Source organism: Pseudomonas sp. LM13, assembly GCF_041381355.1.
GTDB lineage: Bacteria > Pseudomonadota > Gammaproteobacteria > Pseudomonadales > Pseudomonadaceae > Stutzerimonas > Stutzerimonas frequens.
The window spans coordinates 35,629-53,291 of sequence record NZ_JACBXH010000016.1 but is presented as its reverse complement, the minus strand read 5'-3'; the positions used below and the strand labels follow the sequence as shown (position 1 = coordinate 53,291).

Here is a 17,663-nt window from a genome sequence, read left to right as displayed (position 1 = left end):
TCGTTCCGTCGCGCACAGACCCTTTTTCCCCACTTCCCATTAGGTGAGATATGCCTGAATTGCTGACGTACGTGCTGATTGCACTGGCGGTGGCGGCGCTGCTTGGCGTCGTACTCGAAGAAATTACCCACGTGAACAAGGCCAAGGTGACGCTGTTCTTCGGCACCCTGGCCTGGCTGCTCTTGTTCATCTTTGCACCGGCGGGCGAGGCGCGGGAAACCGTGCTGGAAAGCCTCAACGAGAACATCGCCGAGATTGCCGGTTTGTGGATCTTCCTGGTGGCGGCGATGACCTTCGTCGCCTACCTGAACAAGAAGGGCATGATCGAGAATTTGATCTATCTCGTCCTGCCGAAAAGAATCAGTGAGCGCGCGCTGCTGTTTCTCACCGCGACCTTCTGCTTCGTGTTCTCGTCGCTGGCCGACAACATCACCGCGACGCTGGTTTCCATCACCCTGATCCTCTCGCTGCAACTGGATAGGGCGAAGACCATCAAGTTCGCCACGCTGGTGGTTTTCTCCGTCAACTCCGGTGGCGTCGCGCTGATTACCGGTGACGTCACCACGCTGATGATCTTCCTCGCCGGCAAGGTGGCGATCCTCCAGCTGCTGGCACTGGCCGTACCGGCATTTATCGCGGTAATGGTGCTGGCAGCCATGCTGTCTATCGGCATGAAAGGCGAGGTAGCGGTGCAGGGCCATCGCAACGATGTACACGGCGTGGATGTGGCCATTGCGCTGATCTTCCTCTGCACCATTCTGAGCACCATCGTCGGCAACTTCCTGTTCCAGATTCCGCCGGTGCTGACCTTCCTTGCTGGCCTCTCGGTGATGTTCCTGGTTGCGCGCTTCTTCAGCGACGACAACGACTCCGATCCGATTCTCGAATACGTGCGCCAGGTGGAGTTCGAAACGCTGTTCTTCTTCCTCGGCATCCTCCTGCTGGTCGGCATGCTCAAGGAGATTCGCGTGCTCGACGGGCTGGTGCACATCTATGACCAGGTCCCCGCCGTCATGGCCAACTACCTGATGGGCCTGATGTCGGCAGCCATCGACAACGTGCCGCTGACCGCAGCGCTGCTCAAATCCGGGCTGGAAATGGGTGTCGCCGAATGGATGGTGCTGACCTATGCGGTCGGTGTCGGCGGCTCGCTGCTGGTGATCGGATCGGCGTCGGGCATCGTCGCCATGAGCAAGGTGCCGGGGCTGACCTTCGGTAGCTATCTGCGTTACATGCTCTACCTGTTCATCGCCTTCAACATCGGCTTCGCCGGTGTCTATCTGGTCGGCCTGTCGGTGGGCTGACCGCGATTCGCGCGCGAGCGCGGGTCACCAGCTCAGGTTGAAGTGCGAACCCAGCACGAAGCGACCGTCGAGCAGGTCCCAGCGCTCGACGCAGACCTTCTTCTGTTCGCCGGGATGCAGCTTCAGCCGGTTGAAGGAGTTCGGCGAGGTGCCACGCAGGCGGGTCGAGAGCGTGGTGCCGGCCTGCACCATCCAGATCTCCCGCGCGAGACCGCTGTACTGCTTGGACAACGGCAGCACGTAGGGCAGATGGATGTGCCCGCCCATGACCAGATCCAGCCCGTGCTCGGCCCAGCGCCGCAGCGCGGGTTCGGCGCCGTGCTGCAGGTTGCTCAGATCGCTCGGCACCATCGCGCCGAATGGCTGGTGGGCCACCACGATGCGAATCTTGTGCGGGTTGCCATCGGCCAGCCGCTGCGCCACCCGCTCCACTTGTCGCCCCGTCACCACGCCGTCCTTGTGCCGGCGCGGATGGGTGGTATTGAGCCCGATCACCAGCATGTCGTCGTTCTCGAAAACCGGCTCCAGCTCATCACCGAAGTGTCGCCGGTAGTTGCCGTACGGTGTGAACAGACGGGCGAAGAGGTTGTACAGCGGGATGTCGTGATTGCCCGGAATCACCAGCGTCTCGCCGACGCCGTCGGCCTCCAGCCGACGGACGAAGGCCGCAGCGCTGGCGAACTGGCCGCGGCGGGCGCGCTGGGTGATGTCGCCGGAGAACACCAGCAGATCTGCTCGATGCTCACTTACATGATCCTCCAGCGCCTGGACCACGGCGGGTTGCTCGGTGCCGAAATGGGTGTCGGAGATCTGCACGATGCTGGTCATGGGCTTGGCTGAGGGTCCTGGCTGTTTGCTGGCATTGTTGCATTCGAAGCCTTACGGCGTCCGCCGTTCCAAGCGGCGAGATGCAAGCGAAGATTGCAGAGGCCGTGCCGACAACCTCGTGGTTGCGTGATCCCCGGCCTTGGACTAACCTCCGCGTCGCCTCAGGTGCCCCCTGGCCTTGTGCCAGACGGGTGAAACAGGGAAGCCGGTCCATTCTCACGAAGATTCCGGCGCTGCCCCCGCAACGGTAGGCGAGTCGAGAAACCGCAACAGCCACTGTGCTCAACGCATGGGAAGGCGCGGTTTCGGGATGCCGCAAGGCATACGCTCGCAAGCCCGGAGACCGGCCTGTCGCATTTCACTGACAGTGCGGCGGGCGCTGGGCGGGTGCATATCCCTCGCGGTATTCCCTTCCTTTTGCGGTTCCTCCGTCTGTCTTCGTCGACTTTCAGTCGTGCGGGTGGGCACGACGGAGACCTGAACCTTGACTGGCAAGCCCCGTTTCAAGCCAGCGGCCTATGTGCTGCTCGGCAGTTTTCCCTTTTCCATCGGCGCAGCCCCGCTGGATCTCCAGCAACAGGTGGTGACCGCCACCCGTACCGCGCAGACGGCTCAGCAGAGCCTGGCCGCGGTAACCGTGATCGACCGCGAGCGGATCGAGCGCAGCCAGGCCAATTCGCTGCCGGAGCTGCTCAAGCAGGTGCCTGGCGTTTCGCTGGCCAACAACGGCGGGCCCGGCAAGTCCACCTCGCTGTTCATGCGCGGCACCGAATCCGATCACGTGCTGGTGATGATCGATGGCATCAAGATCGGCTCGGTCACGGGCGGCGGCGCGGCCCTGCAGGATCTGCCGCTGGAGCTGATCGAGCGCATCGAGGTGGTCCGCGGTCCGCGCTCCAGCCTGTACGGCTCGGAGGCCATCGGCGGGGTGATCCAGATATTCACCCGCAAGGGCCAGGGGCAGGGCGTCAAGCCGTTCTTCTCGGCCGGCTACGGCACCCATGACACCTATACCGGCAGCGCCGGCGTTTCCGGCGGCGACGGCCGTGGCTGGTACAGCCTGGGCGTCAGCGGCTCGGACACCGACGGCATCAACGTCAAGTCGGCGGACACCAGCGGCTACGAAAGCGATGCCGATGGCTATCGCAACCTGTCCGAGACGCTGAGCGCCGGCTACCGCTTCGACAACGGCCTGGAGCTGGACGCCAACCTGCTGCAGGCCAAATCCCATAACGACTACGACAGCGTGAACCGGGCCCGCACGTCCGGTTTCGGCGCCAATGCCGATGGTGAGTCGAGGGTCTTCGGCACCCGTGCGCGCTTCAGTCCGCTGGAACCCTGGCGGGTGACGCTGCAGGCCGGGCGCAGCGAAGACAAATCCGATGCCTATCAGGACGGACAGTTCTATTCACGCTTCGACAGCCGTCGCGACACGCTCAGCTGGCAGAACGATATCGAGCTGACTGCGGGGCATACGCTGATCCTGGGTGCCGATCACCAGCGCGACGAGGTCAACGGCACCACGGTCTATGCCGAGGACTCCCGGGACAACGACGGCTATTTCGCGCAGTACCTGGGCGAAGTCGGCCGCCATGATTGGCAGCTGTCGCTGCGTCGTGACGACAACGAGCAGTTTGGCCAGCACGACACCGGCAACATCGGCTACGGCTATGCGCTGACCGACTGGTTGCGCGCCACCATCAGCTACGGCACGGCATTCAAGGCACCGACCTTCAACGAGCTGTATTTCCCCGATTACGGCAATCCCGAGCTGGATGCGGAAACCTCCGAAAGCCTCGAAGTCGGCCTTGCCGGGCAGCATGGCTGGGGCCACTGGGCAGTGAATGCCTATCGCACCGTGGTCGATGAACTCATCGCCTATGACGCCAGCATTTCCGCGCCGGCCAACGTGCAGGAAGCGCGCATCCGCGGGGTCGAGCTGGTTCTCGGCAGCCAGTTGCTCGGCTGGGACTGGAATGCCAACTACAGCCTGCTGGAACCAGAGAACCGCTCCGCCGGCGCCAACCGCGGCAACGAGCTGGCGCGCCGGGCCAAGCAGCTGTTCAACCTCGATGTCGACCGTCGGTTCGGCGCCTTTAGCGTCGGCGCCAGCCTGCATGCCGAAGGGCAGCGCTACGACGACCTGGCCAACGCCCGCGAGCTGTCCGGCTACGCCACCCTCGACCTGCGCGGCGAATACCGCATCACCCCGGAGTGGCGTCTGCAGGCGCGCGTCGCCAACCTGCTGGACGCCGACTTTCAGACCGCCGAGGGCTACAACCAGCCCGGCCAGGCCGCTTACCTGACCGTGCGCTACCAGGCGCTGTAAGACCGCGGCGCGGGCATGTCGCCCGCGCCCACAGAAGGAGACTGCAATGATCAAGCTTGCCCCGAGATACCAGCTGCTGGTCGGCCTCGCGCTTGCCGCGCTACTGGCCATGACCCGCGGACAGCACTTCGCCAGCGTCAACCTGCCGAGCGCGTCCTGGGCGGTGTTCTTCCTCGCCGGCGTCCTGGTGCGGCCGAAGTGGGTGTTTCCGGCACTGTTTCTCGAGGCGTCGCTGTTGGATTTCGCCGCCATCCAGTGGGCCGGTGTCAGCGACTGGTGCATGTCGCCGGCGTACTGGATGCTGGTGCCGGCATACGGTTCGCTGTGGTTGGGCGGTCGACTCTACGCCCGTCTGCATCGTGACCATTTCAGCAGCCTGGCGACCCTGGCGCTGTGCGTGATGGCCAGCGCCTTCGTCTGCTACCTGTTCTCCGGCGGCGGCTTCCTCTATTTCTCCGGGCGCTACCCGGAGCCGACGCTGGCGCTGCTGGTCGACCGAATCGCTACCTATTACCCGCGCTACCTGTCGACCCTTGCGCTGTATGTCGGCGTCGCCGCGCTGCTGTTCGTCGGTTTGCGCGCCTGGTCTGGGCAGCGTGACGAGGCCCGCGCATGAGTGAGTCCAGCGAACGCGATGATCGCCACAAGGCGCGCATGCAGCGCAAGAAGGCGCTGATCGACGAGAAGATCGCCGAGGCGCAGGACGAGTACGGCCTGCTGCTGGTGCACACCGGCAACGGCAAGGGCAAGAGCAGCTCGGCCTTCGGCATGCTGGCGCGTGCGCTCGGCCATGGCATGAAGGTCGGCGTGGTGCAGTTCATCAAGGGCGCGGCCAGCACCGGCGAGGAGGCGTTCTTTCGGCGCTTTCCGGACGAGGTGCGCTACCACGTCATGGGTGAGGGCTTCACCTGGGAAACCCAGGATCGCCAGCGCGACATCGCCAAGGCCCGCGAGGCCTGGGCGGTGGCGGCCGAGTTGCTGGCCGATCCCGAGATCGGCCTGGTGGTGCTCGACGAACTGAACATCGCCCTGAAGTACGGCTACCTGGAGCTGGCGCCGGTGCTCGCCGACATCGAGTCGCGGCCGCTGCTGCAGCACGTGGTGGTTACCGGCCGCGGCGCCCCGCCGGGGCTGGTCGAGGCGGCGGATACCGTAACCGAGATGGCGTTGGTCAAGCATGCGTTCAAGGCCGGCGTGAAGGCTCAAAAAGGCGTCGAATTTTGACGCCTGCGCTCAAAACATTCACGGACCGTTGCGTAGGGTGGGTGGCGCCTGTTTCATCCACCATCGGCGTGGTCGGTGGATGGGTGAACCGTCATCCACCCTGTGATGCTGATGAGAGACCGCGATGACCAGTAGAAACTGCCCGGCGCTGTTGATCGCCGCCCCTGCATCCGGCCAGGGCAAGACCACCGTCACCGCTGCGCTGGCGCGGTTGCATGCGCGGCAGGGCAAGCGCGTGCGGGTGTTCAAGTGCGGGCCGGACTTTCTCGACCCGATGATCCTCGCGCGTGCCAGTGGCAAGCCGGTCTATCAGCTCGACCTGTGGATGGTCGGCGAAGAGGAGTCGCGACGCCTGCTCTGGGAAGCGGCGGGCGAGGCCGACCTGATCCTGATCGAGGGCGTGATGGGCCTGTTCGATGGCGCGCCCTCGGCGGCCGATCTGGCGCGGCGCTTCGGCGTGCCGGTGCTGGCGGTCATCGACGGCTCGGCCATGGCGCAGACCTTCGGCGCCATGGCGCACGGGCTGAGCAGCTTCCAGCCGGACCTGCCGTTCGACGGCGTGCTGGCCAATCGGGTCGGCAGCGCCCGGCATGGCGAGATTCTGCGTGACAGCCTGCCGGAGTCGATCCGCTGGTACGGCGCCCTTCCACGCAGTATCGAGGTGGAGCTGCCCAGTCGGCACCTGGGGCTGGTACAAGCCGAGGAGCTGGCTGATCTGGACGCCCGTCTGGATGCCGCCGCCGATGCTTTGGCACTCAGTGCGGACACCGAGTTGCCTGCACCGGTCACTTTCGCCGCGCCGGCCAGTGCGCCGCTCGAACCGCTGCTGGCGGGTGTGCGCATCGGCGTTGCACGCGATGCGGCCTTTGCCTTTTTCTACCAGGCCAATCTCGACTTGCTGCAGGCGTTGGGCGCCGAGTTGCTGTTTTTCTCGCCGCTGCGCTTCGCCCGCTTGCCGGCCGTGGACAGCCTGTACCTGCCCGGAGGCTATCCCGAGCTGCACCTGCGCGGCCTGTCGCGCAACCGTGCCATGGCCGACGCTATCCGCGCACATCATGAGGCGGGCAAGCCGATCCTCGCCGAGTGCGGCGGCATGCTCTACCTGCTCGACGGGCTGACCGACCGTGGCGACGAGCGCGCGCAGATGCTCGGCCTGCTGCCCGGGGAGGCGCGCATGCACAAGCGCCTGACTGCGTTGGCGCTGCAGGAAGTGGAGCTGCCGGAAGGGCGGCTGCGCGGGCACACCTTCCACCATTCCGCGCTGGAGTCGCCACTCGAGCCGCTGGCTCGCGGCGAATGCCCGAACTACAATCGCACTGCCGAAGCGGTCTACCGCCGGGGCCGGCTGACGGCGTCCTACATCCATCTGTACCTGCCGTCCGATCCGGCAGCCGCCGCGGCGCTGTTCCGGCCATGAGCGCGCATGCCTTCAGCCAGCAGGAGCGCGCGGCGGTCTATCGTGCCATCGGCGAGCGTCGCGACATGCGCCATTTCGCCGGCGGCGAGGTGGCACCCGAGCTGCTGTCGAGGCTGCTCAACGCTGCGCATCAGGCACCCAGCGTCGGCCTGATGCAGCCGTGGCGCTTTGTCCGCATCACCCGCCCCGAGTTGCGCACGGCCATCGCCGATCTGGTCGGTGAGGAGCGCCAGCGCACGGCTCAGGCGCTCGGCGAGCGTTCCGCCGAGTTCATGCGGCTCAAGGTCGAGGGCATCGAGGATTGCGCCGAACTGCTGGTCGCCGCGTTGATGGATGGCCGCGAGCAACATATCTTCGGCCGCCGCACGCTGCCGGAGATGGACCTCGCCTCGCTGGCCTGCGCGATCCAGAATCTCTGGCTCGCGGCGCGGGCGGAAGGCCTGGGGATGGGCTGGGTGTCACTGTTCGATCCCGACGCGCTGGCCGCCTTGCTCGGCATGCCGGACGGTGCCAAGCCGGTGGCGATCCTCTGCCTCGGGCCGGTGCAGGAGTTCTACCCGGCACCGATGCTGGCACTGGAAGGCTGGACCACGCCGCGACCGCTGCACGAACTGGTTTTCGAGAATGCCTGGGAGGCGAAATGAGCAAGGGGCCGCAGCGCATCGTCTGCCTGTCCACCGAGACCTGCGAAACGCTTTACCTGCTGGGCGAGCAGGCGCGCATCGTCGGCATCTCCGGCTTCACCGTGCGCCCGCCGCAGGCGCGCAAGGAAAAGCCCAAGGTCAGCGGCTTCACCAGCGTCAAGCATGAGCAGATTCTCGCCCTCGAGCCGGACCTGGTGCTCGGCTACAGCGACCTGCAGGGCGACATGCTCGCCGAGCTGGCGCGCGAAGGACTGGAGGTGCACCTGTTCAACCAGCGCGATATCGCCGGCATTCTGCGCATGATCGAGACGCTCGGTGCGCTGGTGCACGCTGGCGAGCGCGCGCGAGCGCTGATCGGTGAGCTGCAGGCGGGGCTGGACGTCATCCGCGCCAGCGCCGCTGCCTTGCCGCGCCGGCCGCGGGTGTACTTCGAGGAATGGAACGAGCCGCTGATTTCCGGCATCGCCTGGGTCAGCGAGCTGATCGAACTGGCCGGTGGCGAGGACTGCTTCGCCGAGCTGGCGGCGTTCAAGCGTGCCAAGCAACGCATCATCGAGGACCCGCAGGAAGTGGTGCGCCGCGCGCCGGAGCTGATCGTCGGCTCCTGGTGCGGCCGCCGTTTTCGCCCGGAACAGGTGGCTGCACGGCCTGACTGGCACGCGATTCCGGCGGTGCGCACGGGCCAGCTGCACGAGATCAAGTCGCCGGACATCCTCAATCCCGGCCCGGCGGTGCTGACCGACGGCGTACGCCAGCTGCATGCGCTGATCAGTTCCTGCGCGCAGAGGGCCGAGTGAGTCTGTTCCTCACCGTCAGCGCGGCGCTGCTGCTGGATGCGCTGCTCGGCGAGCCGAAGCGGGCGCATCCACTGGTAGCCTTCGGTCGCCTGGTCGATCGCCTGGAGCAGCATTTAAACGGGTCTGCGGCGCGCGGCTGGCGCAGCCACGGGGTGACCGCCTGGTGCCTGGCGGTGCTGCCGCTGACCGTGCTGGCCTGGCTGCTCAGCCTGTTGCCGGGCATCGGCTGGCTGGTGGAGATCGTTCTGCTCTATCTGGCCCTGGGCCTGCGCAGCCTCGGCGAGCATGCGCTGCCGGTGGCGCAGGCGCTGTGGCGGCATGACCTGCCCGAGGCACGCCGCCGCGTCGGCTGGATCGTCAGCCGCGACACTACGCAACTGGACGAGGAGGGTGTGGCCCGCGCGGCCACCGAGTCGGTGCTGGAGAACGGCAGCGACGCGGTGTTCGCCGCGCTGTTCTGGTTCATCGTCGCGGGCGCGCCAGGTGTGGTGCTGTATCGCCTGAGCAATACGCTGGACGCCATGTGGGGCTATCGCAACGCGCGCTTCGAGCGCTTCGGCTGGGCCGCGGCGCGCATCGACGACGTGCTCAACTACGTGCCGGCACGGCTGGTCGCGCTGACCTACGCATTGCTCGGGCGCACCCGCCGCGCGCTGCGTTGCTGGCGCACCCAGGCGCCCTTGTGGGACAGCCCCAACGCCGGTCCGGTCATGGCCTCAGGCGCCGGAGCGCTGGGTGTGGTGTTAGGTAGCTCCGCCATCTATCACGGTGAAGTCCACGCGCGGCCCGAGCTAGGGCGGGGCCAGGCGCCACAGGCGCGGCATATCGAACATGCGCTGGACCTGGTCTGGGCTGGCGTCGGTGTCTGGCTGCTGGCCCTGCTGTTTGGTGGCTGGCTCTATGCTTGAGCACGGTGGACGTTTGCGCGCAGCCGCACAGCGCTACGGCATTCCGCTCTCGGATTGGCTCGACCTGTCCACTGGCATCGCCCCCTATCATCCGCCGTTGCCGAGCATTTCCAGCTGCGCCTGGACACGTCTGCCGGAGCCCGACGATGGCCTGGAAGCGGCGGCGCGGCAGTACTACGGCGCGCGTGCGGTGTTGCCGGTGGCCGGTTCGCAGAGTGCCATTCAGGCCTTGCCGCGTCTGCGCGGGCTGGCGCGGGTCGGCATCGTTTCGCCCTGTTACGCCGAGCACGCCGAGGCCTGGCGCCGCCTCGGCCATCGGGTCGTCGAACTCTGCGAGGCCAGCGTGCCGCGTGCGCTGGAGCAGCTCGACGTGCTGGTGGTGGTCAATCCGAACAATCCCACCGGCCAGCTGATTGCGCCGCAGCGCCTGCTGGAATGGCGCAGTGAGCTGGCGGCCTACGGCGGCTGGTTGGTGGTGGACGAGGCGTTCATGGACTGCACGCCGCAGCACAGTCTGGCCGAGCACAGCCATCTGCCCGGACTGATCGTGCTGCGCTCGTTCGGCAAATTCTTTGGCCTGGCCGGCGCGAGACTGGGTTTCGTACTTGCCTACACTGGCCTGCTGCGTTCGCTCGCCAGGCTGCTCGGCCCCTGGGCGGTGAATGGCCCGACGCGGCAGCTGGGCGCAGTGCTGCTGGCTGATCAGTCTGCTCAGCAGCGCCAGCGCGAATGCCTGCACTGCGACGGCCAGCGTCTGACCGACCTGCTACGCCGCCATGGCCTTGCGCCGCTGGGCGGCTGCGCACTGTTCCAGTGGTGGGTCAGCGACGACGCTGCTCTGCTGCATGACTTTCTCGCCCGTCGCGGCATTCTCACGCGGTTTTTCGCTCAGCCTTCCAGCGTGCGTTTCGGCCTGCCGACCGATATTGGTTGGGCGCGACTGGATCAGGCTCTGCAATTTTTCAGGGAGCAACATCCATGACGACGCTGATGGTGCAGGGCACCACCTCCGACGCCGGCAAGAGCACGCTGGTGACGGCGCTGTGCCGCTGGTTGGCACGCCAGGGGGTTGCCGTCGTGCCGTTCAAGCCGCAGAACATGGCGCTGAACAGCGCGGTAACCGCGGATGGCGGTGAAATCGGCAGGGCTCAGGCCGTACAGGCGCAGGCGGCGAACCTCGCGCCGCACACCGACATGAACCCGGTGCTCCTGAAGCCCAACAGCGACATCGGTGCTCAGGTGATCATCCACGGCCGCGCCGTGACCAGCATGGATGCCGCGGCCTACCACGACTACAAGCGCGTGGCGCTGCAGGCGGTGCTCGACTCGCACCGCCGGCTGTCCGCGGCTTATCGCGTGGTGATGGTCGAGGGCGCCGGTTCGCCTGCGGAGATCAATCTGCGCGCCGGCGATATCGCCAACATGGGCTTTGCCGAGGCGGTGGACTGCCCGGTGATCCTGATCGCCGATATCGACAAGGGTGGGGTGTTCGCCCATCTGGTCGGCACTCTGGCATTGCTCTCGGCAAGCGAGCAGGCGCGGGTTCAGGGCTTCGTCATCAACCGCTTCCGTGGCGATATCGCCCTGTTGCAGCCCGGCCTCGACTGGCTGGAACAGCGCACCGGCAAGCCGGTGCTGGGCGTGCTTCCATACCTGATGGATTTCCATCTGGAAGCCGAGGACGCCATCGACGTGCGCCAGTCCGGCAAGGTTGGCGAGGCGCTGAAGGTGGTGGTGCCGGTGCTGCCGCGCATCAGCAACCATACCGACTTCGATCCGCTGCGCCTGCACCCGCAGGTCGATCTGCAATTCGTCGGTGCCGGGCAAGCGATCCCGGCTGCCGATCTGATCATCCTGCCCGGCTCGAAAAGCGTTCGCGCCGACCTTGCTTGGCTGCGTGCCAATGGCTGGGAAGCGGCGATCCGGAAGCACCTGCGCTACGGCGGCAAATTGCTGGGTATCTGCGGTGGCCTGCAGATGCTCGGCACGCGCATTGCCGATCCGCTCGGGCTGGAAGGCGCAGCGGGCGAAAGCACCGGGCTTGGTCTGCTGGACTTCGCCACCGTACTCGAAGCCGACAAGCAGCTGCGTAACGTGCAGGGCCGGTTGCTGCCGGAAGGCGTGCCGGTAAGCGGCTACGAGATTCATGCCGGTGTCAGCAGTGGCCCGGCCCTCGAGCAGCCAGCGGTGCAGCTTGATGACGGGCGCGGCGATGGCGCCATCAGCGTCGACGGCCAGATCCTCGGCACCTATCTGCACGGCCTGTTCGAAGGCCCCGAGGCCTGTGCCGCGCTGCTGCGCTGGGCGGGCCTGGATGCGGTGCAATCCGTCGATTACCACGGCTTGCGCGAGCGCGACATCGAGCGCCTCGCCGACCTGGTCGAGACACATCTGGATACCGCGCGGTTACGCGCGCTCTGCGGGCTGGAAGACTGAGCATGCTGGAACTGATCCTTGGCGGGGCCCGCTCGGGCAAGAGCCGCTTCGCCGAGCGTCTGGCTGCCGACAGCGGCCTGGCGGTCAGCTATATCGCCACCAGCCAGGCGCTGGACGGCGAGATGACCGAGCGCATCGCCCATCACCGTGAGCGGCGCCCGGCGCACTGGGCACTGGTCGAAGAACCCCTGCAATTGGCGCGGGTGCTGCGCGAGCAGGCTGCCGCTGATCGCTGCCTGCTGGTCGACTGCCTGACCCTCTGGCTCACCAATCTGCTGATGCTGGATGACGCGGCGCACCTCGCCGAGGAACGCGATGCCGTGCTCGAATGCCTGGACGGGTTGCCGGGCCGAATCCTGCTGGTCAGCAACGAGACCGGCCTCGGCGTGGTGCCGCTGGGTGAGCTGACCCGTCGTTATGTCGACGAGGCCGGCTGGTTGCACCAGGCCGTGGCGGAACGGGCGCAGCGGGTGACCTTCATGGTCGCCGGGTTACCCATGACATTGAAGGAAGCGCATTGATGCATGATTGGTGGAACGAGACTTGTCGAGCGTTGGACGAAACCGTTCGCGCCCAGGCATTGGCGCGACAGGACCAGTTGACCAAGCCACGCGGCGCGCTCGGCCAGCTCGAAGCCCTGGCGGTGGCGCTGGCAGCCATGCAGGGCAGCCAGCGGCCGCAGGTCGAGTGCCTGCATGTCAGCGTGTTCGCCGGCGACCATGGCGTGGTGGTGGAGGGCGTTTCGGCGTATCCGCAAGCGGTGACCGGGCAGATGCTGCGCAATTTCGTCGGCGGCGGTGCTGCACTGAGCGTGTTGTCGAAGCGGCTGGGCGCGCCGCTGGAAGTGATCGACCTGGGCACGGTGGAGCCGCTGCATCTGGATGGCGTAAGCCATTTGCGGCTTGGCCCTGGCACGGCGAACCTGGCGCGCGAAGCGGCGATGACTGACGAACAGTTGCGTCAGGCTCTGCTGGTCGGCCGCGACAGCGCGCAGCGGGCCGCCGAAGGTTCTGCCCAGCTGTTCATCGGTGGCGAAATGGGCATCGGCAACACCACCAGCGCCAGCGCCCTGGCTGCCGTGCTGCTGCCGCGCTCGCCGTTGACGCTGGTCGGGCCGGGCACCGGGCTCGATCTGGCCGGTGTTCGACACAAGGTTCAGGTGATCCAGAGTGCGGTCCGGTTGCATGCCGCACACTGTGGTGAGCCGCTGGAAGCCTTGCGCCGTCTAGGCGGATTCGAGATTGCGGCCTTGGCAGGTGCCTATCTGCGCTGTGCGCAGCTGGGCATTGCAGTACTGGTCGACGGTTTTATCTGCAGCGTTGCCGCACTTTGTGCGGTGCGGCTGAATCCGGCCTGTCGGCCGTGGCTGATTTTCGCCCATCGCTCTGCCGAGCCGGGGCACCTGGCCGTCCTGGAAGCGCTCGGTGCCGTGCCGCTGCTCGATCTCGGCCTGCGCCTGGGGGAAGGCAGCGGCGCTGCGCTGGTGGTGCCGTTGTTGCAGCAGGCGTGCGCGCTGCACAACGAAATGGCGACGTTCGCCGAAGCCGCAGTTTCGGACCGAACGGCATGATCACGAGCATCGATCTGCTGCGCCATGGTGAGACCGAGCAGGGCGGTGGCTTTCGCGGCAGCCTCGACGATGCGCTGACTGAGCGTGGCTGGCAGCAGATGCACGATGCGGTTGCTGGCGCCGGTCCCTGGGACGTGCTGGTCAGCTCGCCGCTGCAGCGCTGTGCCGCCTTCGCGCGGGAGCTCGCCGCACAGCACGGCCTGCCGCTGCAGCTGGAACCGGACCTGCGCGAGCTGCATTTTGGCGACTGGGAAGGCCGTAGCGCCGCCGATCTGATGCAGGACAGTGCCGAGGCGCTCGGCCTGTTCTGGGCCGATCCTTATGGCTTCACAGCGCCTGGCGGTGAGCCGCTGGTGCAGTTCGAAGCGCGTGTGCTGGCCGCTATTGACTGCCTTGGGCAGCGCTTTGCCGGCCAGCGGTTGTTGGTCATCTGTCATGCCGGCGTCATGCGCCTGCTGCTGGCGCGTGCGCGGGGCCTGCCTCGGGAGCGGCTGCTGGATGTGGTAGTGGCCCACGGCGAGCTACTGCCGCTCGCCGCTTGCGCGGCGGGCGAACCGGCCGCCGTCGTGGAATAGGCCCTGCCGATGCTGCCGCTACTGATCGCCCTGCAATTTCTCACCAGCCTGCCGGTCCGCCTGCCCGCCATGCCCACGCCGGAGCAGCAGGGGCGCTCGTTGCTGTATTACCCGCTGGTGGGTTTGCTGCTGGGTGCGCTGCTCTGGCTCGCGGCCATCCTGCTGGCAGGCGCGCCGCCGTTGCTGCAGGCGGCCTTGCTGCTCACCCTCTGGGTCGCGCTGACCGGCGCCCTGCACCTCGATGGCCTGGCCGACAGCGCCGATGCCTGGCTCGGCGGTTTCGGCGACCGCGAACGCACCCTGACGATCATGAAGGACCCGCGCAGCGGTCCTGTCGCCGTGGTGGTGCTGGTACTGGCGCTGCTGCTCAAGTTCGCCGCGTTGCTGGCGCTGCTGCAGGCGCAGCAATATGCGGTACTGCTGCTGGTGCCCGTGCTGGGGCGTGCGGCGCTGCTGGCGCTGTTCATGACCACGGTCTACGTACGGCCCAATGGCCTCGGCCAGGCGCTGGCGGAGAATCTGCCGCGACCCTGGGCGCGCGGGGTGCTGGCCGCGGTCGCCCTGAGCTGCCTGCCGTTCGGCATGGCCGGGCTGATCGCCCTGCTGATGGCCGCGGCGACATTCCTCCTCGCGCGCCGCGCCGTGCTCCGCCGCCTCGGCGGCACCACCGGCGACACCGCCGGCGCCCTGCTCGAGCTGGTGGAATGCTCGGTGCTGGTGGGCCTGGCATTGCAACTGGGGCCGTAGGCTGGGTTGAGCGCAGCGAAGCCCAACATACGGAGCATCGGGAAACACGCCCGCCGCGCCATTGTTTGCTCGCCGTCGCCTATGGGCGAGACGTTGGGGGAGCATTGTTGGGCTTCATCGCTACGCTTCTCAACCCAACCTACCCAGGGTCGTAGGTTGGGTTGAGCGCAGCGAAGCCCAACATACGGAACTCGGGAAACACGCCCGCCGCGCCATTGCTTTGCTCGCCGTCGCCTATGGGCGAGACGTTGGGGAGCACTGTTGGGCTTCGTCGCTGCGCTCCTCAACCCAACCTACCCAGGGTCGTAGGTTGGGTTGAGCGCAGCGAAGCCCAACATACGGAACTCGGGAAACACGCCCGCCACGCCATTGTTTTGCTCGCCGTCGCCTATGGGCGAGACGTTGGGGAGCACTGTTGGGCTTCGTCGCTGCGCTCCTCAACCCAACCTACCCAGGGTCGTAGGTTGGGTTGAGCGCAGCGAAGCCCAACATACGGAACATCGGGAACACACCCGCCGCGCCATTGTTTGCTCGCCGTCGCCTATGGGCGTGACGTTGGGGAGCGTTGTTGGGCTTCGTCGCTGCGCTCCTCAACCCAACCTACCCAGGGTCGTAGGTTGGGTTGAGCGCAGCGAAGCCCAACATACGGAGCATCGGAAACACGCCCGTCGCGCCATTGTTTGCTCGCTGTCGTCTATGGTGGTGACGTTGGGGAGCATTGTTGGGCTTCATCGCTGCGCTCCTCAACCCAACCTACCCAGGGTCGTAGGTTGGGTTGAGCGCAGCGAAGCCCAACGAGCGCGGTGTCAGGCCACGGATTCGTCACGCCATCGGTCTTTTCGAAGCCCCGAAGACCATCTTCGCCGCGGCACGCTCAGCCTGCGTTCAGCCCGGCCTAGGTTTCCGGCGCGAGGGCGGCATCGAGTTGCGCCGCCAGGCTGCCGTCGGCTTCCAGGCCGAGGATGATGTCGCAGCCGCCGACCAGCTCGCCGCGCAGGAACAGCTGCGGGTAGGTCGGCCACTGCGAGATCTTCGGCAGCTTCTCGCGGATGTGCGGCGCCAGCAGCACGTTGACCGTGGCGAACGGCCGGCCGCTGTTCTTCAGCGCCGCCACCGCAGCGCGGGAGAAGCCGCACTCCGGGGCGTCCGCCGTGCCCTTCATGTAGAGCAGCACCGGATGCTCGGCGAGCTGCTGGCGAATACGGGCTTCGGTATCGAGAACCTGCATGTGTTCACTCCATTGCCAGTGCGTAGCGGGCGCCGTGGATGCCCGGGTTGGGCCGGGCCCGTTGCGGGCGGGCCTTCCAGGCCTGGTAGCCGCCATCCAGGCTGTAGCAGTTGACGAAGCCGAAGTCGCTGAACAGCTGCGCCATGTCGCGGCTGGCATGGCCGCGTTCGCAGCAGATGATCAGGTGAACATGGGGCGGCGTGCTTTTGAGCAGGGTGCGCAGGTTCAGCTCGCTGAGGCGGGTGGCGCGCGGGTCGTGGCCCTGGCAGTAGGCGCGGGCATCGCGCATGTCCAGCAGCATGGTGTTTTCGGTCGCCAGCAGCCGTTGGGCCTGCTCGACGCTGATGCGTTGGTAATCGCTCATTGCTCTTCTCCAAAACAATCGTGGTAGGTCGGGCAGGTATCGCAAGAGGGAGCGCGGCAGACGTAGCCGCCGCCCTGTTCGCATAGTTGTTTGTAGAAGAATTTCTTCCAGCGCATGTCCTGGGTGTTGCGCCGGGCCAGGTGCGGGAAGTTGTACATCAGCAGGGCGCGCAGCTGCGCCCGGGAGTCGAGGCCCAGGTCGCGCCACAGGTGCTCGCTGCCGAGGCAGGCGGCGGCGACGATGGCGGCCAGCGCCGGCTCGCCGAGGTCGTCCTGCCCGGCCAGCAGCAGGTCGTGAAGTGCCTGCCATTCCTCCTGGCGCAGTGCCAGCAGTTCCTCGCGCAGGGCATCGCGTTCGTCGAGCAGGCGGTAGTTGGCTCTGCGGACCGCCGGCTGCAGGCCATGGCGCGCCAGCAGCCCGGCATATTGCGCGGCGTCGAGCCCGAGGTGCTTCGGCAGGCAGCTGCGGCCATCGCGCTGGGCCCGGACGATCTGTGCCAGCCAGGTCGTATTGGCTTCGGCCTCGACCTGCAGACGCAGCGCTACCTGGCTCATTGCGAGGCGCTCGCGGCGGGGCGGCAGCCGAGCGCCGAGCTGGTACCCAGCGAACAGCCGCTGATGTTCGGCGCCAGCGCCGGCAGGCGGCCGTGGCACGGCAACCAGGCGTTGATGCCCACCAGGTCGAAGTCGACCATGTAGTGCATGCCGCAGCGGATCAGCGGGCGGCGGATCAGCAGCGGCTGGGCCACCATCAGATCCAGCGCCTGTTCGGCGTTCAGTTCGCTTGGATCGAGCTCGCCATACTTGATCGCCGGGGCCGACGGGTTGAACCACTCGGCCACCGGCAGCCCGCCGAAGAACGGCCGCAGGCGTTCCGGCGTCCAGGTCTCGCGCAGCAGGTCGCGTACCTCCAGCTCGATGCCCGCCGAGCGCAGCAGTTCCTTCTGCAGGCGGTTGGTGGCGCAGCCGGGTTTCTCGTAGAAGATGATGCAGGACATGGGGACCTCCTCAGCGGGCCTGGATGGCGCGCATGGCCTCGGCCAGGCGCTCCGGAGGGATGCCCGTCAGCGAGCCGGCCGGGTTGGCCGGGCTGCCGTCGGCGAGCAGGATCGCGCCTTCGATGGGGCAGATGCTCGCGCACTGTTGCTCGGCATAGTCGCCGTCGCACTCGGTGCACTTGTGCGCGCTGATGCGGAAGTGCGTGGCGCCGGGGCTGATCGCCTCGCTCGGGCAGACGTCCAGGCAGGCCCAGCAGTTGACGCAGGATTCGACGATTCGCAGTGCCATGCTTCA

Annotated in this window: 20 protein-coding genes and 1 riboswitch; of the genes, 14 read left to right on the top strand and 6 right to left on the bottom strand. The window is 66.8% G+C overall.

The features are described from left to right. Positions 1–50: 50 nt before the first annotated feature. Positions 51–1,304 (top strand): sodium:proton antiporter NhaD, encoded by a 1,254-nt coding sequence (gene nhaD, locus HZR81_RS12120; protein WP_500128219.1) that lies wholly within the window; start codon positions 51–53, stop codon positions 1,302–1,304. Between the two features lie 24 nt (positions 1,305–1,328). Here the strand turns inward: nhaD and HZR81_RS12115 are convergent, their stop codons facing one another. Next, positions 1,329–2,132, bottom strand: a complete 804-nt coding sequence (locus HZR81_RS12115; protein WP_500128218.1) for a metallophosphoesterase family protein — start codon at positions 2,130–2,132, stop codon at positions 1,329–1,331. Between the two features lie 146 nt (positions 2,133–2,278). Beyond that, positions 2,279–2,498, top strand: a riboswitch (cobalamin riboswitch). A 118-nt stretch (positions 2,499–2,616) separates the two neighbouring features. On the opposite strand from HZR81_RS12115, the gene btuB reads away from it, so the two are divergent. The 13 genes from btuB to HZR81_RS12050 all read left to right on the top strand — a co-directional run bounded on the left by btuB (position 2,617) and on the right by HZR81_RS12050 (position 14,779). Beyond that, a complete protein-coding gene (gene btuB / locus HZR81_RS12110; RefSeq protein WP_500128217.1) occupies positions 2,617–4,461 on the top strand; it encodes a TonB-dependent vitamin B12 receptor in 1,845 nt (614 codons plus the stop codon). Positions 4,462–4,507: 46 nt separating this feature from the next. Then, entirely contained in the window at positions 4,508–5,077 is a 570-nt protein-coding gene (locus HZR81_RS12105) for a hypothetical protein (RefSeq protein ID WP_125868410.1), read from the top strand. Beyond that, a complete protein-coding gene (gene cobO / locus HZR81_RS12100) occupies positions 5,074–5,685 on the top strand; it encodes a cob(I)yrinic acid a,c-diamide adenosyltransferase (RefSeq protein ID WP_500128216.1) in 612 nt (203 codons plus the stop codon). The genes HZR81_RS12105 and cobO overlap by 4 nt, the downstream gene beginning before the upstream one ends. Positions 5,686–5,809: 124 nt before the next feature. Beyond that, positions 5,810–7,102: a cobyrinic acid a,c-diamide synthase CobB gene (locus tag HZR81_RS12095; RefSeq protein ID WP_500128215.1), complete on the top strand. Its 1,293-nt coding sequence runs from the start codon at positions 5,810–5,812 to the stop codon at positions 7,100–7,102. Continuing rightward, entirely contained in the window at positions 7,099–7,746 is a 648-nt protein-coding gene (gene bluB / locus HZR81_RS12090) for a 5,6-dimethylbenzimidazole synthase (RefSeq protein ID WP_500128214.1), read from the top strand. Before HZR81_RS12095 ends, bluB begins: the two co-directional genes overlap by 4 nt. Further along, the gene (locus tag HZR81_RS12085; protein ID WP_234174881.1) at positions 7,743–8,543 is read left to right on the top strand and encodes a cobalamin-binding protein; all 801 of its coding nucleotides are present in this window, start codon (positions 7,743–7,745) and stop codon (positions 8,541–8,543) included. Before bluB ends, HZR81_RS12085 begins: the two co-directional genes overlap by 4 nt. Further along, positions 8,540–9,451: an adenosylcobinamide-phosphate synthase CbiB gene (cbiB, locus tag HZR81_RS12080; RefSeq protein WP_500128213.1), complete on the top strand. Its 912-nt coding sequence runs from the start codon at positions 8,540–8,542 to the stop codon at positions 9,449–9,451. Before HZR81_RS12085 ends, cbiB begins: the two co-directional genes overlap by 4 nt. Continuing rightward, positions 9,444–10,433, top strand: coding sequence for a threonine-phosphate decarboxylase CobD (gene cobD, locus HZR81_RS12075; RefSeq protein WP_500128212.1), 990 nt, complete (start codon positions 9,444–9,446; stop codon positions 10,431–10,433). The genes cbiB and cobD overlap by 8 nt, the downstream gene beginning before the upstream one ends. Further along, positions 10,430–11,887 (top strand): cobyric acid synthase, encoded by a 1,458-nt coding sequence (locus HZR81_RS12070; RefSeq protein WP_500128211.1) that lies wholly within the window; start codon positions 10,430–10,432, stop codon positions 11,885–11,887. Before cobD ends, HZR81_RS12070 begins: the two co-directional genes overlap by 4 nt. 2 nt (positions 11,888–11,889) lie before the next feature. Further along, a complete protein-coding gene (cobU, locus tag HZR81_RS12065) occupies positions 11,890–12,408 on the top strand; it encodes a bifunctional adenosylcobinamide kinase/adenosylcobinamide-phosphate guanylyltransferase (protein ID WP_500128210.1) in 519 nt (172 codons plus the stop codon). Continuing rightward, positions 12,405–13,457 carry a nicotinate-nucleotide--dimethylbenzimidazole phosphoribosyltransferase gene (cobT, locus tag HZR81_RS12060; RefSeq protein WP_500128209.1) on the top strand — a complete coding sequence of 351 codons (1,053 nt, stop codon included), beginning with the start codon at positions 12,405–12,407 and terminating at the stop codon, positions 13,455–13,457. Before cobU ends, cobT begins: the two co-directional genes overlap by 4 nt. Next, positions 13,454–14,032, top strand: a complete 579-nt coding sequence (gene cobC / locus HZR81_RS12055; protein ID WP_500128208.1) for an alpha-ribazole phosphatase family protein — start codon at positions 13,454–13,456, stop codon at positions 14,030–14,032. The genes cobT and cobC overlap by 4 nt, the downstream gene beginning before the upstream one ends. 9 nt (positions 14,033–14,041) lie before the next feature. Next, positions 14,042–14,779 carry an adenosylcobinamide-GDP ribazoletransferase gene (locus HZR81_RS12050; protein ID WP_500128207.1) on the top strand — a complete coding sequence of 246 codons (738 nt, stop codon included), beginning with the start codon at positions 14,042–14,044 and terminating at the stop codon, positions 14,777–14,779. Positions 14,780–15,674: 895 nt separating this feature from the next. Here the strand turns inward: HZR81_RS12050 and grxD are convergent. From grxD to HZR81_RS12025, 5 genes are read right to left on the bottom strand one after another with little or no spacing between them, the layout of a single operon-like run. Further along, positions 15,675–16,007, bottom strand: coding sequence for a Grx4 family monothiol glutaredoxin (gene grxD, locus HZR81_RS12045; protein ID WP_500128206.1), 333 nt, complete (start codon positions 16,005–16,007; stop codon positions 15,675–15,677). A gap of 4 nt (positions 16,008–16,011) precedes the next feature. Next, positions 16,012–16,371, bottom strand: coding sequence for a thiosulfate sulfurtransferase GlpE (locus tag HZR81_RS12040; protein WP_226685715.1), 360 nt, complete (start codon positions 16,369–16,371; stop codon positions 16,012–16,014). Continuing rightward, positions 16,368–16,925 (bottom strand): nitrogen fixation protein NifQ, encoded by a 558-nt coding sequence (locus HZR81_RS12035; protein ID WP_003302679.1) that lies wholly within the window; start codon positions 16,923–16,925, stop codon positions 16,368–16,370. Before HZR81_RS12035 ends, HZR81_RS12040 begins: the two co-directional genes overlap by 4 nt. After that, the gene (locus HZR81_RS12030) at positions 16,922–17,368 is read right to left on the bottom strand and encodes an ArsC/Spx/MgsR family protein (protein WP_256076555.1); all 447 of its coding nucleotides are present in this window, start codon (positions 17,366–17,368) and stop codon (positions 16,922–16,924) included. The genes HZR81_RS12035 and HZR81_RS12030 overlap by 4 nt, the downstream gene beginning before the upstream one ends. A 10-nt stretch (positions 17,369–17,378) precedes the next feature. Next, positions 17,379–17,657, bottom strand: a complete 279-nt coding sequence (locus HZR81_RS12025) for a 4Fe-4S dicluster domain-containing protein (RefSeq protein ID WP_003302676.1) — start codon at positions 17,655–17,657, stop codon at positions 17,379–17,381. Between the last annotated feature and the right edge of the window lie 6 nt (positions 17,658–17,663).

Bases quoted from the DNA above. Each gene is read 5' to 3' on its own strand.
- nhaD (WP_500128219.1), top strand. From the start codon at position 51: ATGCCTGAATTGCTGACGTACGTGCTGATTGCACTGGCGGTGGCGGCG.
- HZR81_RS12085 (WP_234174881.1), top strand. From the start codon at position 7,743: ATGAGCAAGGGGCCGCAGCGCATCGTCTGCCTGTCCACCGAGACCTGC.
- HZR81_RS12115 (WP_500128218.1), bottom strand. From the start codon at position 2,132: ATGACCAGCATCGTGCAGATCTCCGACACCCATTTCGGCACCGAGCAA.
- HZR81_RS12095 (WP_500128215.1), top strand. From the start codon at position 5,810: ATGACCAGTAGAAACTGCCCGGCGCTGTTGATCGCCGCCCCTGCATCC.
- cobO (WP_500128216.1), top strand. From the start codon at position 5,074: ATGAGTGAGTCCAGCGAACGCGATGATCGCCACAAGGCGCGCATGCAG.
- HZR81_RS12070 (WP_500128211.1), top strand. From the start codon at position 10,430: ATGACGACGCTGATGGTGCAGGGCACCACCTCCGACGCCGGCAAGAGC.
- grxD (WP_500128206.1), bottom strand. From the start codon at position 16,007: ATGCAGGTTCTCGATACCGAAGCCCGTATTCGCCAGCAGCTCGCCGAG.
- cobD (WP_500128212.1), top strand. From the start codon at position 9,444: ATGCTTGAGCACGGTGGACGTTTGCGCGCAGCCGCACAGCGCTACGGC.
- HZR81_RS12035 (WP_003302679.1), bottom strand. From the start codon at position 16,925: ATGAGCCAGGTAGCGCTGCGTCTGCAGGTCGAGGCCGAAGCCAATACG.
- cobU (WP_500128210.1), top strand. From the start codon at position 11,890: ATGCTGGAACTGATCCTTGGCGGGGCCCGCTCGGGCAAGAGCCGCTTC.
- HZR81_RS12025 (WP_003302676.1), bottom strand. From the start codon at position 17,657: ATGGCACTGCGAATCGTCGAATCCTGCGTCAACTGCTGGGCCTGCCTG.
- cobC (WP_500128208.1), top strand. From the start codon at position 13,454: ATGATCACGAGCATCGATCTGCTGCGCCATGGTGAGACCGAGCAGGGC.
- HZR81_RS12050 (WP_500128207.1), top strand. From the start codon at position 14,042: ATGCTGCCGCTACTGATCGCCCTGCAATTTCTCACCAGCCTGCCGGTC.
- bluB (WP_500128214.1), top strand. From the start codon at position 7,099: ATGAGCGCGCATGCCTTCAGCCAGCAGGAGCGCGCGGCGGTCTATCGT.
- HZR81_RS12105 (WP_125868410.1), top strand. From the start codon at position 4,508: ATGATCAAGCTTGCCCCGAGATACCAGCTGCTGGTCGGCCTCGCGCTT.
- HZR81_RS12030 (WP_256076555.1), bottom strand. From the start codon at position 17,368: ATGTCCTGCATCATCTTCTACGAGAAACCCGGCTGCGCCACCAACCGC.
- HZR81_RS12040 (WP_226685715.1), bottom strand. From the start codon at position 16,371: ATGAGCGATTACCAACGCATCAGCGTCGAGCAGGCCCAACGGCTGCTG.